The sequence below is a fragment of the Christiangramia qingdaonensis genome, from assembly GCF_048381525.1.
In the GTDB taxonomy this organism is placed as follows: Bacteria; Bacteroidota; Bacteroidia; order Flavobacteriales; family Flavobacteriaceae; genus Christiangramia.
The window spans coordinates 489516-504098 of record NZ_JBLWIM010000008.1 but is presented as its reverse complement, the minus strand read 5'-3'; the positions used below and the strand labels follow the sequence as shown (position 1 = coordinate 504098).

Genomic DNA, 14583 nt, shown 5'->3' with positions numbered 1-14583 from the left:
AAGAAGCTGAAGAGCAAACAGAATTCGACGTAATTCTTAAAGCTCCAGGTGGATCTAAGCTTGCTGTAGTTAAGCTTGTAAAAGAACTTACAGGTCTTGGTCTTAAAGATGCTAAAGCATTAGTAGATGGTGCTCCAGCTCCAGTAAAAGAAGGAGTAGCTAAAGACGAAGCAGAAGCTTTAAAATCACAATTAGAAGAAGCAGGAGCTGAGGTTGAGCTTAAATAAGCTTAGCACAAGCAATATTATTTAGGTTTAGACCTCAGGAATTACTCCTGGAGGTCTAAACCATTTTGCGTATATAGAACTCAACGTTTAACAAGCGCACTATTTTTTATATAATAAATTATAATCCCGTCCATTGATGTTAGCAAAGCAAACTGAAAGATTGAGTTTCTCTTCTGTTAAGAACAAGCCTGCTTATCCGGACTTTCTGGATCTGCAGATTAAGTCTTTTCAGGACTTCTTTCAATTAGAGACAAAATCAGAAGCGCGGGGAAATGAAGGTCTTTACAACACCTTCCTAGAAAACTTCCCCATTACGGACACCCGTAATCAATTTGTACTAGAATTCTTAGATTATTTTGTGGACCCACCAAGATACTCCATTCAGGAATGTATCGAACGTGGATTGACCTACAGTGTACCACTTAAGGCTAGACTTAAATTATACTGTACCGACCCTGAACACGAAGATTTTGAAACAATCGTACAGGACGTATACTTGGGAACTATCCCATATATGACACCTAGTGGAACTTTCTGCATTAATGGTGCTGAACGAGTAGTAGTATCCCAGCTACACCGTTCTCCAGGGGTTTTCTTTGGACAATCTTTCCATGCAAATGGAACAAAACTTTATTCTGCCCGTGTAATTCCTTTCAAAGGATCATGGATAGAATTTGCGACCGATATTAATAGCGTTATGTACGCTTATATCGACCGTAAGAAAAAATTACCTGTAACAACTCTTTTCCGTGCAATTGGATTTGAGCGTGATAAGGATATTCTTGAGATCTTCGACCTTGCGGAAGAAGTGAAGGTGTCTAAAACAGGACTAAAAAAATACCTTGGTCGTAAATTAGCGGCCAGAGTACTTAATACATGGTATGAGGATTTCGTAGATGAAGATACTGGTGAGGTTGTTTCTATCGAGCGTAACGAAATTGTTCTTGACCGTGATACTGAACTTGAAAAAGATCACATAGAAGAAATTCTTGAAACCGGATCTAAGACAATTCTACTACATAAGGAGGATAATCAGACTGGTGACTATGCGATCATTCATAATACATTACAAAAGGACCCTACTAACTCTGAAAAAGAGGCAGTAGAACATATCTACCGTCAGCTACGTAATGCTGAACCGCCAGATGAGGAAACTGCTCGTGGAATTATCGACAAGCTTTTCTTCTCAGATCAGCGTTACAGCCTTGGAGAAGTTGGTAGATATAGAATGAACAAAAAACTTGGTCTTGAAGTTGAAATGGATAAGCAAGTGCTTACCAAATTAGACATCATTACCATTGTAAAATATCTTATCGAACTTATCAACTCTAAAGCTGAGATTGATGATATTGATCACTTATCTAACCGTCGTGTTAGAACTGTAGGTGAGCAGTTATCCCAGCAATTCGGTGTTGGTCTTGCACGTATGGCAAGAACAATCCGTGAGAGAATGAACGTTCGTGATAACGAAGTGTTTACTCCAATCGACTTGATTAATGCGAAGACATTGTCTTCCGTTATCAACTCATTCTTTGGAACAAACCAGTTATCTCAGTTCATGGACCAGACGAACCCTCTTGCAGAAATCACGCACAAGCGTCGACTTTCAGCATTAGGACCAGGTGGTTTATCAAGAGAAAGAGCAGGGTTTGAGGTACGTGATGTTCACTATACTCACTACGGAAGACTTTGTCCTATTGAAACTCCTGAGGGTCCAAACATTGGTCTTATATCATCACTTTCGGTTTATGCTAAAGTAAACGGAATGGGATTCATCGAAACACCTTATAGAAGTGTTACTGATGGTAAAATAAACATTTCCGAAGAGCCTATTTACTTAAGTGCTGAAGAGGAAGAAGGTAAAAAGATTGCTCAGGCCAACATTCCATTAAAGGATGATGGTACTATAAATACAGATCGTGTAATTGCACGAATGGAAGGTGACTTCCCGGTTGTAGATCCGAATGAGATCCACTATACAGATGTTGCACCAAACCAGATATCTTCTATCTCCGCATCCCTAATTCCGTTTTTGGAACATGATGATGCCAACCGTGCGTTGATGGGATCAAACATGATGCGTCAGGCTGTACCACTTTTAAGAACAGATTCTCCTATCGTTGGAACTGGACTTGAAAGACAGGTAGCAACAGACTCTCGTGTATTGATAAATGCCGAAGGTGAAGGAGAGGTTGAGTACGTTGATGCAAACAAGATTGTGATCAAGTACGATCGTACGGATGAAGCAAGAATGGTAAGTTTTGATGATGATTCAAAGTCTTATAATCTTATCAAATTCCGTAAAACTAACCAGGGATCCTGTATCAACCTAAAACCAATCGTTAGTGTTGGGGACAGAGTTACTAAAGGACAGGTTCTTTGCCAGGGTTATGCAACCGAAGAAGGTGAGCTGGCTCTTGGTAGAAACATGAAGGTTGCCTTCATGCCTTGGAAAGGTTATAACTTCGAGGATGCGATAGTAATTTCAGAAAAAGTGGTAAGAGATGATATTTTCACCTCTATACATATTGATGAGTACTCGCTTGAAGTTAGAGATACAAAACTGGGTAACGAAGAATTAACAAATGATATTCCTAATGTTTCTGAAGAGGCTACTAAAGACCTTGATGAGCATGGAATGATTAGAGTTGGTGCTGAAGTGAAGCCTGGTGATATTCTTATTGGTAAGATCACTCCTAAAGGAGAAAGTGATCCTACTCCAGAAGAAAAATTATTACGTGCGATCTTTGGTGACAAAGCTGGTGATGTAAAAGATGCTTCTCTTAAAGCTTCTCCATCGCTTAGTGGTGTTGTTATCAATAAGAAATTGTTCGCAAGAGCGATCAAGGACAAACGTAAGAGAGCTCAAGATAAAGAGGATGTTGCGGCATTAGAGAAGAAGTACGATGCTAAATTCGCTAATTTAAAAGCTGAACTTATTGAGAAGTTATTCGCCATTATTGGTGGAAAGACTGCTCAGGGAGTACAGAATGATCTAGGTGAAGAAGTAATGCCGAAAGGTAAGAAGTACACTCTTAAGATGCTAAACGCTGTAGACGATTATGCTCACTTAACTACGGGCACATGGACTACAGATGATCATCTTAATGAACTTGTAGCTGATCTTCTACATAATTATAAAATCAAGGAGAACGATCTTCAGGGTAACCTTAGAAGAGAAAAATTCACCATATCTGTTGGAGATGAACTTCCATCAGGAATTCTTAAACTGGCTAAAGTTTATATCGCTAAGAAGCGTAAACTGAAAGTAGGGGATAAGATGGCAGGACGTCACGGTAACAAAGGTATTGTTGCAAGAATCGTTCGTCAGGAAGATATGCCATTCCTTGAGGACGGAACACCAGTAGACATCGTGTTGAACCCACTTGGGGTACCATCGCGTATGAACATTGGACAGATCTACGAAACAGTTCTTGGATGGGCTGGACAGAAGAACGGGAAGAAGTACGCAACACCAATTTTTGATGGTGCTACTATTGAAGAGATCAATGATCTAACCGACAAAGCTGGAATACCTAGATATGGTCATACTTATCTTTATGATGGTGGAACCGGGGAAAGATTTGACCAGCGTGCAACTGTTGGTGTGATCTACATGCTGAAACTTGGTCATATGATCGATGATAAAATGCATGCTCGTTCTATTGGACCATACTCGCTTATTACTCAGCAACCGCTTGGTGGTAAGGCACAATTTGGTGGTCAGAGATTTGGAGAGATGGAGGTTTGGGCTCTTGAAGCTTACGGAGCATCTAGTACTCTAAGAGAAATTCTAACAGTGAAGTCTGATGACGTTATTGGTAGAGCTAAGACTTACGAGGCTATTGTGAAGGGTGAGCCAATGCCGGAACCAGGATTGCCGGAATCTTTCAACGTACTTATGCACGAATTGAAAGGTCTAGGTTTGGATATTAAACTTGAAGAATAACATTCTGTTTTTACCGGGACGTTTCGGCGTCCCGTTTAAACTGAATATTCACAATAATTAGCAGCAGTTATTATGGCTAGAAATAATGATAAAAATACAGTACAGAGGTTTAACCAGATCTCTATAGGTTTAGCTTCTCCAGAGTCCATCCTTGCGGAATCTCGTGGTGAAGTTCTTAAGCCTGAAACGATCAATTACCGTACGCATAAACCAGAGCGTGACGGATTGTTCTGTGAGCGTATTTTTGGTCCTGTAAAGGATTATGAATGTGCCTGCGGAAAATACAAAAGAATCCGTTATAAAGGAATCGTTTGTGACCGTTGTGGAGTTGAGGTTACCGAGAAAAAGGTTCGTAGAGATCGTGTAGGTCACATCAACCTTGTAGTACCTGTAGCACATATCTGGTATTTCCGTTCTTTACCTAACAAAATTGGTTATTTGCTAGGTCTGCCGTCTAAAAAACTTGACATGATCATCTACTACGAAAGATACGTAGTGATCCAGGCAGGTAATGCGACAGATGAAGAAGGGAAAGCGCTACAAAAAATGGACTTCCTTACTGAAGAAGAATATCTAAATATTTTAGATGAACTTCCTCAGGAGAATCAATACCTGGACGATAGCGATCCAAATAAATTTATCGCTAAAATGGGAGCTGAATGTCTAATCGAGATCCTTAAGAGAATCGATCTTGATGAGCTTTCATATGAACTAAGACACAAAGCGAATAACGAAACTTCGAAGCAACGTAAAACTGAAGCACTTAAACGTCTTCAGGTTGTGGAAGCTTTCCGTGATGCGAATAAGAACAGAGAGAACAATCCAGAGTGGATGATCATGAAAGTTGTGCCGGTAATCCCGCCAGAACTTAGACCTTTGGTGCCTCTTGACGGTGGTCGTTTCGCGACTTCAGATTTAAATGATCTTTACCGTCGTGTGATTATTCGTAATAATCGTTTAAAAAGATTAATGGAGATCAAAGCTCCTGAAGTGATCTTACGTAATGAAAAACGTATGCTTCAGGAATCTGTGGATTCATTATTCGATAACACAAGAAAGTCTTCAGCAGTAAAAACTGATTCTAACCGTCCTCTTAAATCACTTTCAGATTCATTGAAAGGTAAGCAGGGACGTTTCCGTCAGAACTTACTTGGTAAGCGTGTGGATTATTCAGCACGTTCTGTAATTGTTGTTGGACCAGAACTTAAAATGTTTGAGTGTGGTCTTCCGAAGAATATGGCAGCCGAGCTTTACAAGCCTTTTATTATCAGAAAACTGATAGAAAGAGGTATTGTAAAAACAGTGAAGTCTGCGAAGAAGATCATAGACAAAAAAGAACCTGTAGTTTGGGACATTCTGGAAAATGTGCTTAAAGGGCATCCGGTACTATTAAACCGTGCTCCTACGCTTCACCGTCTGGGAATCCAGGCATTCCAGCCTAAACTTATTGAAGGTAAGGCAATTCAGCTTCACCCACTTGCATGTACTGCATTTAACGCCGATTTCGATGGTGACCAGATGGCAGTTCATTTACCACTTGGGCCAGAGGCTATCCTTGAAGCACAGTTATTAATGCTTGCTTCTCACAATATTTTGAACCCTGCAAACGGTTCTCCAATTACAGTACCATCTCAGGATATGGTCTTGGGTCTTTACTATATGACCAAACATAAGATTGGTACGAAAGAGGAGCCGGTAAAAGGTGAAGGACTTACGTTCTATTCTGCGGAAGAGCTAGTTATTGCTTATAACCAGAAGCGTGTTGACCTTAATGCAGGTATTAAGATTAGAACTAAAGATTTCAACGAAGAAGGTGAATTGGTTTATATGATCAAGGATACCACTGTTGGTAGAGTATTATTTAATGAAGCTGTTCCTGAAAAGGCCGGTTACATCAATGAAGTACTTACTAAGAAATCACTTCGTGAGATCATTGGTAATATTCTAAGAATTACTAGTGTTCCTGAAACTTCAGAATTCCTTGATGAGATCAAAGGTCTAGGATATGGATTCGCTTTCCGTGGTGGACTTTCCTTCAGTTTAGGTGATATTATTATCCCTGAAGAGAAGCAATCCATGATTGATGAAGCTAATGAGCAGGTTGAAGGTATTATAGGAAACTATAATATGGGTCTTATAACCAACAACGAACGTTACAATCAGGTAATTGATATCTGGACTTCCACCAATGCAGGTCTTACCGATCTTGCAATGAAGCGTATTCGTGAAGACAAGCAAGGGTTTAACTCTGTGTATATGATGCTTGATTCTGGTGCGCGTGGTTCGAAGGAACAGATTCGTCAGTTAACCGGTATGCGTGGATTGATGGCTAAGCCTAAGAAATCGAACTCTGGTGGTGGTGAAATTATTGAAAACCCGATTTTATCTAACTTTAAGGAAGGTCTTTCAATTCTTGAATACTTTATTTCAACTCACGGTGCTCGTAAAGGTCTTGCCGATACAGCACTTAAAACTGCCGATGCTGGTTACTTGACCCGTCGTCTGGTAGATGTTTCACAGGATGTAATCGTTAATGAGGACGATTGTGGAACTTTAAGAGGTGTAGAAGTTAAGCCACTCAAGAAGAATGAAGAAATTGTAGAATCTTTAGGTGAGAGAATCCTTGGACGTATTTCCCTACATGATGTAGTAAACCCTTCAACAGATGAGCTTATTGTTGGAACGAATGAAGAGATTACTGAAGAAATTGTAGCTAAGATTGAAGCTGCACCAATCGAAGGTGTTGAAGTTCGTTCACCACTTACGTGTGAGGCGAAGAAAGGAATCTGTATCAAGTGTTACGGTAGAAACCTTGCAACTAACAAGATCGTACAAACAGGTGAAGCTGTTGGTGTTGTTGCTGCACAGTCTATTGGAGAACCTGGTACACAGCTTACACTACGTACATTCCACGTTGGAGGTATTGCAGGTAACATTTCTGAAGATAATAAACTAGAAGCGAGATTTGATGGTGTTGCAGAGATCGAAGATCTAAAAGTTGTTAAAGGTGAAGCCCCTGATGGTGGAACTGCAGACATCGTGATCTCTCGTACTGCTGAACTTAAGATCAAGGATAAGAAGACAGGGGTTGTATTGAGTAATAACAACATCCCTTACGGTTCTCAGATCAATATCGAGAATGGAGCTAAGGTTACTAAAGGTGATGTCATCTGTACCTGGGATCCATATAATGGTGTGATTATTTCTGAATTTGCAGGTAAGATCAAATACGAAAATATTGACCAGGGTGTTACTTACCAGGTTGAGATCGATGAGCAGACAGGATTCCAGGAGAAAGTGATCTCCGAATCCAGAAACAAGAAGTTGATCCCAACATTACATATCCTAGGGAAGAAGGATGAAGTGATTCGTTCTTACAACCTACCAGTAGGAGCTCACCTTATGGTGGACAATGCTGAAAAGATTGGTGTAGGTAAGATTTTGGTGAAGATTCCACGTAAATCATCTAAAGCAGGTGATATTACAGGAGGTCTTCCAAGAGTTACTGAACTTTTCGAAGCACGTAACCCGTCTAATCCAGCTGTAGTATCTGAGATTGATGGTGTTGTTTCCTTCGGAAAGATTAAAAGAGGTAATCGTGAGATCATTGTAGAATCTAAACTCGGAGAGGTTAAGAAATATTTGGTTAAACTATCTAACCAGATCCTCGTACAGGAGAATGACTACGTGAGAGCAGGAATGCCATTATCTGATGGATCTATTACTCCTGAAGATATCTTGAATATTAAAGGACCAAACGCGGTGCAACAGTACCTTGTAAACGAAGTTCAGGAAGTTTACCGACTACAGGGTGTGAAGATTAATGATAAGCACTTTGAAGTTGTAGTAAGACAGATGATGCGTAAAGTAAGGATTGTTGATCCAGGTGATACGATCTTCCTTGAGAATCAACTAGTACACAAAGCAGACTTCATTGACGAAAACAATAAGTTATTCGGAATGAAAGTAGTTGAAGATGCTGGTGATTCAGAAAGATTGAAACCTGGACAGATCATTACCCCACGAGATCTAAGAGATGAGAATTCAATTCTTAGAAGAGAGGATAAGAATCTTGCAACTGCAAGAGACGTGATCACTGCAACTGCTAATCCAGTACTGCAAGGTATTACGAGAGCATCGCTACAGACTAAGTCATTCATTTCGGCTGCTTCCTTCCAAGAAACAACTAAGGTGTTGAACGAAGCTGCAGTAAGCGGTAAGATCGACAAGCTTGAAGGATTGAAGGAAAATGTAATTGTTGGACATAGAATTCCAGCAGGTACAGGTATGAGAAAGTACGATAGTATTATCGTTGGTTCTAAAGAGGAATTCGACGAAATGCTTGAGAAGAAACAGGAAGTTAATTATAACTAATTCCCTGATAAGTTTATCTTAAAAGGCTCCGCTCATCGCGGAGCCTTTTTTATTTATACTCATCTTTGTAGCATGAAGAAATTTATGAAAGAGATACTTCAGTATTCTCATGAAACTAACCTTGAAATCATTTCTAAATTCAACGATGGAGATCTGCATTATGTGATAGCGGAAAGTTCGAAGAAACTTATATCCCATATTCTTAATTCCCATACCTTGTGGAATAATAGAATTACTGATGGTGAAGTAATTGATGTTTGGAAAGTTTGGGAACCTGAGAAATTGAAAGAGATTGAAGAGCGTAATTATCAGGTTGCTCTGGAAATTCTGGATGAGAGAGAACTGGATGAAAATATTTCATTCTCAGACACTAAAAATGAATCTCATCAAAATTCTATTAATGACATTCTATTTCACGTGGTGAACCGCGCTACTTATTATCGCGGACAGATTGCAGCTGAATTTAGGGAAAAGAAGATAGAACCTGTAAGCACCGATTTTGTTAGCTACAAGAGAAAAGCCTAATCAATATTTTATATCTTATGAGCTTAAAAATTAAATTATGAGTGACGACAATAAAAAGAATCAGGATAAAGGTAAGATCAATATAGAATTAGATGAAGCGGTTGCAGAAGGGACATATTCCAATCTCGCTATAATCAACCATTCAGTATCCGAATTTGTAGTTGATTTTGTGAATATCATGCCGGGAAGACCTAAAAGTAAGGTAAAATCCAGGATCATCCTGACTCCGCAGCATGCTAAGCGTTTATTAAAAGCTCTGGGAGATAATATCCATCGCTTTGAGAAAGCTCATGGAGAGATCAAGGATTACGATAAAGCACCGGTGCCACTAAATTTCGGACCAACTGGGCAGGCTTAATTCCAGGAATAAAACGTCAGTAAAAAGATTTCTAAAGTATGGTTTAACTCCCAGACTTTAGAAATCTTTTTAACTATACTTCGCAAAATATATTTTAGCTGCTTTCATTACACGTGGAGCCATTATTAGAGTGGCAATCATTGTAGGGATCGCCATTAATGCAAAAAATCCATCAATAAGATTCAGAATAAAGCTTAAAGAGGTGGTAGCACCAAGTAGGATACTAAGAATATATACGTAGTTGTAATACTTCTTGTTTTCAGCACCGGCCAGGAAAGACAAACATTTTGTTCCGTAGTAAGAGTAGGAGAATAAGGAGGATACGCTAAAAGCAAGTATACAAAGCAGTAAAAGATAATTTCCTACATATGGTATTGCTTCGTCAAAAGCAGCTGCAGTTAGGCTAACTCCATTTACATCTTCAGTTTGCCAGACGCCTGTCACTAGAATAGCCATTGCTGTTAGCGTACAGACAACAAGTGTGTCAATTGCAGGTCCCAGCATAGCTATAAGACCTTCACGGACAGGTTCAGATGTTTTACTGGCTCCGTGAGCCATTGTAGCAGTTCCAATTCCAGCTTCATTGGAAAATGCACCTCTACGTATGCCGAGTAAAATTAAGCCACCAAGGACACCTCCCAGTAAAGGATCTCCCTTATAGTTTTCCGCAGCAAAAGCGTCGGTAAAGATCATACTAAAGTAGCTGAGTACCACATCATAATGCACGAACAGTATCGCGACCACAGACACAAAATAAAGTAGCACCATTGCTGGTACTAATCTTGAAACTGTTTTGCTAATACGATCCAGTCCGCCTATAATGACAATAGTAGTAATTAAAGTCAGGATAATTCCTATGACCAGACTAGTTCCAAAGCCTGTTTCTACGCCATTAGGCTCGAGCAGAATATAATTAATAGCCTGGGTTAACTGGTTTACGTTAAAAACTGGCAGTGCACCTACCAGACCAGCGACCGCAAAAAAGGCAGCCATTGGTTTCCATTTTTTACCGAGCCCTTCCACGATAAAATACATTACGCCCCCCTGGATCTTTCCTTCGGAATCTTTTCCACGATACATGACCGCAAGGGTATTGGTAAAAAACTTCGTAGCCATACCAACGATCGCACTTATCCACAACCAAAATATAGCGCCAGGTCCACCAACGGCAATAGCAACGGCCACGCCAGCGATGTTTCCCATTCCAACTGTAGAAGAAAGAGCCGTGGATAATGCCTGAAAATGGTTGATATCTCCCGGATCATCAGGGTTATTATATTTTCCTCGAAGTACTTCTACAGAATGCCCCAAATAGCGAAAAGGTAGAAAGCGTGAATAGATCAGCAGAAAGATTCCACCACCTATTAATAAAATTACAAGTGGTATTCCCCATACTAGGGATGCGAAATCTGCAATGAACTGATCTATCTGAGACATAGTAAAGGTTTATCCCGAAAATAGTGAAATTTATAAGTCTATCTTAAGGAAGTTTAGTTTCTATAGTTCACTAAAATTTCTGCTCATTCTAAAATTCTGAAGTGTAATGGAATTTAATAGAAGGGTATTTTTGCTGTGTCATTTGTAGTGAAAACTGCGAATCTGCGAGAAATACCAATTGTCCGGATTTATCTTTCGCAAGGTATTTTGATTTCACACGTTTGAATTCCTTGAACTCTTCAGACTTCTCATTTTCTGCTTCAACCCAGGTAGCTTTATGTACATTAAGATTTTCATAGGTACACTTCGCTCCGTATTCATGTTCGAGGCGGTATTGGATAACTTCGAACTGTAGCGCACCAACGGTTCCAATTACCTTCCTGCCATTAAGTTCCAGGATAAACAACTGGGCAACACCTTCATCCATTAACTGGTCGATCCCTTTTTCCAATTGCTTGGATTTCATGGGATCGGCATTGTTTATATATCTAAAGTGTTCTGGTGAAAAGCTAGGAATACCTTTATACATCAGGTTCTCACCTTCAGTTAACGTATCACCAATCTTAAAACTACCTGTATCGTGAAGTCCTACAATGTCTCCAGGATAGGAGGTGTCCACAATTTCTTTCTTCTCAGCAAAAAATGCATTTGGTGAAGAAAACTTCATGTTCTTATTATTCCGAACATGTAGGTAATTTTTATTTCGTTCGAATTTACCGGAAACTATTTTTATGAACGCCAATCGATCCCGATGTTTCGGATCCATATTCGCGTGAATTTTAAATACAAAACCAGTGAATTTTTCTTCTTCAGGTCTTACAAGTCGGGTATCACTTTCTTTTGGGCGGGGAGGTGGTGCTATTTTGATAAAACAGTCCAGTAGTTCACGTACTCCAAAATTATTCAAAGCAGACCCAAAAAATACAGGTTGTAATTTACCATCCAGGTAGTCCTGTCTGTCAAAATCTGGATAAACTCCTTGCGCTAATTCCAGCTCATCACGCAAGTTATTTGCAGCTTTATCACCAATTAAATGATCAAGTTCCTCATTCAGCAGGTCATCGATCTCTATAGTTTCTTCAATATCCCTTCTAGGATCACCTGTGAAAAGGTTTACATTCTTTTCCCAGATATTATAAATTCCTTTAAAGTCATACCCCATTCCAATTGGAAAACTAAGGGGAGTTACTTTGAGATTCAGTTTTTGTTCAATTTCATCCAGGAGTTCGAAGGCATCTTTTCCTTCACGATCCAGTTTATTAATAAAAACGATCATGGGAATATTTCGCATACGGCAAACTTCCACAAGCTTTTCAGTTTGCTCTTCTACACCTTTGGCAACATCAATCACGACAATTACACTATCTACAGCAGTTAGCGTTCGAAAGGTATCTTCAGCAAAATCCTTATGCCCGGGAGTATCCAGGATATTAATCTTAATATCCTTGTATTCAAAAGCAAGTACAGAGGTTGCTACCGAGATCCCACGTTGCCGTTCGATCTCCATAAAGTCACTGGTAGCTCCTTTTTTGATCTTGTTAGATTTCACGGCTCCAGCTTCCTGAATGGCTCCTCCAAACAAAAGTAGTTTTTCAGTTAAGGTAGTTTTACCGGCATCTGGGTGAGATATGATCCCGAATGTTCTTCTTTTATTGATCTCTTTTTGGTACTGCTTCATAACGGATATTTGCAGCTGCAAAAGTAAGATTATTTTAAGGATTTATATATGTGCCTTATACTTTCAATGATTGCCAAAGTAGAAGTTTACTGAAATGAAAAAGGAATCCCCCACAGACTCCTTTTTTTTCATAGCGATCGTTTCCCCAACAAGTCGCAAACATATAAACGTAATCACAGGATTGCTGGTTTTATAAGCGTGGCATTTAGCAAAGTTTAGAATGTCTGCTTTCTTCGGAAAACTTTAGGATTTGCTTAATCGGCATCCTTATGAAACAAAACCCTGATTTTGTACATTTGAGCTTCAAATTTAATAATGGCGCAGGAAAGAGTAATATTAGTTAACGAAAAGGATGAGCAAATAGGGCTAATGGAGAAGATCGAAGCCCACGAAAAAGCATTGCTTCATAGAGCTTTTTCGGTATTTGTTTTTAATGATAAGAATGAATTGATGATTCAACAAAGGGCTTTGTCAAAATATCATTCACCTGGTCTTTGGACCAATACCTGCTGTAGTCACCAGCGCGAGGGGGAATCCAATATCGAGGCGGGAAAGCGAAGATTACAGGAAGAGATGGGTTTCTCAACAGATCTCAAAGACACCATTTCTTTTATATATAAAGCGCCGTTTGATAATGGTCTTACAGAGCATGAATTCGATCATATTCTCGTAGGATATTTTGAAGGTGAGCCCAATCTAAATCCAGATGAAGTAGCAGAGTGGAAGTGGATGTCACTGGAAGCAATAGAAGAAGACATGCAAGCGAACCCTTCTATTTATACTGAATGGTTTAAGATCATCTTTGATAAATATTATTCACACATTCAGCAATGAGAGTAACCGTTCACAGAAAAGCTCATTTTAATGCAGCCCATCGACTTTACAGAAAAGACTGGGATGATGCCAGGAACCGCGAGGTTTTCGGGAAATGCAGTAATCCAAATTATCATGGTCATAATTATGAGCTTATCGTATCTGTGACTGGCGATATTGATCTGGAAACTGGTTTTGTGATGGATTTGAAAATTCTGAAGGACCTTATTCGAACAGAAGTTGAAGATGCATTTGATCATAAGAACCTGAATGTTGAGGTTGCTGAGTTTAAGAACCTGAATCCCACTGCTGAGAATATTTCGGTAGTCATATGGAATAAACTTCGGAAACAAATTAAAGAAACACACGACCTGGAAGTTACGCTGTATGAGACTCCGCGTAATTATGTTACTTATAAAGGAGAATGATGAAAAAGGGGGATTTAGTGCCGGATCTTATGTTAAAGGATCAGAATCGCAATGATTTTAGTTTTAGAGAACTCGTAGGTGAGAAAGCTTTCGTAGTCTATTTTTACCCAAAGGATTTTACTCCGGGATGTACAAAGGAAGCCTGTAGTTTTCGTGATAGTTACCAGGAATTCCAGGATCTGGGTGCCGAAGTTATTGGGATTAGTGCAGATACTACTGCCTCTCACGCGAAATTCAGTGAAAAATATAATTTGCCATACATATTCCTTTCTGATCGAAACAAAAAAGCTAGAGATGCATTTAATGTGAAAGCAAGTCTATTGGGGCTTCTTCCCGGAAGAGAAACCTTCGTTTTTGGTAAGGATGGAAAACTACTGCACAGGTTCAATAGTATGAACGCTTCGAGACATATGCCTGAAGCACTCGATATCCTGAAAAATTATCAGAATTAAATTTTCATAAAAATCATTTTCATTTCGAAAAATAGTTTAAATTCGCAGCCGAAATTAAATGATAATGGCTAGTAAAAGACTGCTTAAGAAAAATGTGAATTATGTAATGGGAGACATCATCGATGCTGCCTATATTCACCAAATGGCTAACCCGAAGAAAGATGATAACAAGTCTGAAGCAATCGTGGACGAAGCTATCAGCGATTACGATGAGTTGATCAGAGAGATCAATCGACGTGACGTTGAAAACAAACAGAAACACTTTAGAGACATCGAGAAGGATCTTGAGAAGAAGGCGAAAGACCTTGTCGAGAAACTTAACGCACTTTAATAAGTTGCCGA

The 14583-nt window shown here is 39.4% G+C and carries 11 protein-coding genes; 9 read left to right on the top strand and 2 right to left on the bottom strand.

From position 1 onward, the window contains the following. The 5 genes from rplL to ACNI3T_RS02965 form a co-directional block, all read left to right on the top strand. Window positions 1-227 (top strand): 50S ribosomal protein L7/L12 (rplL, locus tag ACNI3T_RS02985; RefSeq protein ID WP_418226570.1); only part of this gene is annotated, 227 nt, incomplete at its 5' end. A 136-nt stretch (window positions 228-363) separates the two neighbouring features. Next, window positions 364-4176: a DNA-directed RNA polymerase subunit beta gene (gene rpoB, locus ACNI3T_RS02980; protein WP_141879179.1), complete on the top strand. Its 3813-nt coding sequence runs from the start codon at window positions 364-366 to the stop codon at window positions 4174-4176. Between the two features lie 72 nt (window positions 4177-4248). After that, a complete protein-coding gene (gene rpoC, locus ACNI3T_RS02975) occupies window positions 4249-8550 on the top strand; it encodes a DNA-directed RNA polymerase subunit beta' (RefSeq protein WP_418226569.1) in 4302 nt (1433 codons plus the stop codon). A gap of 84 nt (window positions 8551-8634) precedes the next feature. After that, complete coding sequence (locus ACNI3T_RS02970) at window positions 8635-9075, top strand: DinB family protein (RefSeq protein WP_418226568.1); 441 nt, start codon at window positions 8635-8637, stop codon at window positions 9073-9075. A gap of 37 nt (window positions 9076-9112) precedes the next feature. Next, window positions 9113-9433 (top strand): DUF3467 domain-containing protein, encoded by a 321-nt coding sequence (locus ACNI3T_RS02965; protein ID WP_418226567.1) that lies wholly within the window; start codon window positions 9113-9115, stop codon window positions 9431-9433. Window positions 9434-9502: 69 nt separating this feature from the next. Here ACNI3T_RS02965 and ACNI3T_RS02960 read toward each other — a convergent pair whose 3' ends face one another. Next, window positions 9503-10870 (bottom strand): alanine/glycine:cation symporter family protein, encoded by a 1368-nt coding sequence (locus tag ACNI3T_RS02960; protein WP_418226566.1) that lies wholly within the window; start codon window positions 10868-10870, stop codon window positions 9503-9505. 88 nt (window positions 10871-10958) lie between these two features. Continuing rightward, window positions 10959-12548, bottom strand: coding sequence for a peptide chain release factor 3 (locus ACNI3T_RS02955; protein WP_418226565.1), 1590 nt, complete (start codon window positions 12546-12548; stop codon window positions 10959-10961). A 315-nt stretch (window positions 12549-12863) separates the two neighbouring features. On the opposite strand from ACNI3T_RS02955, the gene idi reads away from it, so the two are divergent. The 4 genes from idi to ACNI3T_RS02935 all read left to right on the top strand — a co-directional run bounded on the left by idi (window position 12864) and on the right by ACNI3T_RS02935 (window position 14572). Continuing rightward, on the top strand, window positions 12864-13382 hold the full coding sequence (idi, locus tag ACNI3T_RS02950) for an isopentenyl-diphosphate Delta-isomerase (RefSeq protein ID WP_418226564.1): 519 nt from the start codon (window positions 12864-12866) through the stop codon (window positions 13380-13382). Continuing rightward, entirely contained in the window at window positions 13379-13789 is a 411-nt protein-coding gene (locus tag ACNI3T_RS02945) for a 6-pyruvoyl trahydropterin synthase family protein (RefSeq protein WP_418226563.1), read from the top strand. Before idi ends, ACNI3T_RS02945 begins: the two co-directional genes overlap by 4 nt. Beyond that, complete coding sequence (locus ACNI3T_RS02940) at window positions 13789-14241, top strand: peroxiredoxin (RefSeq protein ID WP_418226848.1); 453 nt, start codon at window positions 13789-13791, stop codon at window positions 14239-14241. Before ACNI3T_RS02945 ends, ACNI3T_RS02940 begins: the two co-directional genes overlap by 1 nt. Window positions 14242-14305: 64 nt before the next feature. Beyond that, window positions 14306-14572: a hypothetical protein gene (locus tag ACNI3T_RS02935; protein WP_141877100.1), complete on the top strand. Its 267-nt coding sequence runs from the start codon at window positions 14306-14308 to the stop codon at window positions 14570-14572. Window positions 14573-14583 lie beyond the last annotated feature (11 nt).

Bases quoted from the DNA above. Each gene is read 5' to 3' on its own strand.
- rpoB (WP_141879179.1), top strand. From the start codon at position 364: ATGTTAGCAAAGCAAACTGAAAGATTGAGTTTCTCTTCTGTTAAGAAC.
- rpoC (WP_418226569.1), top strand. From the start codon at position 4,249: ATGGCTAGAAATAATGATAAAAATACAGTACAGAGGTTTAACCAGATC.
- ACNI3T_RS02970 (WP_418226568.1), top strand. From the start codon at position 8,635: ATGAAAGAGATACTTCAGTATTCTCATGAAACTAACCTTGAAATCATT.
- ACNI3T_RS02965 (WP_418226567.1), top strand. From the start codon at position 9,113: ATGAGTGACGACAATAAAAAGAATCAGGATAAAGGTAAGATCAATATA.
- ACNI3T_RS02960 (WP_418226566.1), bottom strand. From the start codon at position 10,870: ATGTCTCAGATAGATCAGTTCATTGCAGATTTCGCATCCCTAGTATGG.
- ACNI3T_RS02955 (WP_418226565.1), bottom strand. From the start codon at position 12,548: ATGAAGCAGTACCAAAAAGAGATCAATAAAAGAAGAACATTCGGGATC.
- idi (WP_418226564.1), top strand. From the start codon at position 12,864: ATGGCGCAGGAAAGAGTAATATTAGTTAACGAAAAGGATGAGCAAATA.
- ACNI3T_RS02945 (WP_418226563.1), top strand. From the start codon at position 13,379: ATGAGAGTAACCGTTCACAGAAAAGCTCATTTTAATGCAGCCCATCGA.
- ACNI3T_RS02940 (WP_418226848.1), top strand. From the start codon at position 13,789: ATGAAAAAGGGGGATTTAGTGCCGGATCTTATGTTAAAGGATCAGAAT.
- ACNI3T_RS02935 (WP_141877100.1), top strand. From the start codon at position 14,306: ATGGCTAGTAAAAGACTGCTTAAGAAAAATGTGAATTATGTAATGGGA.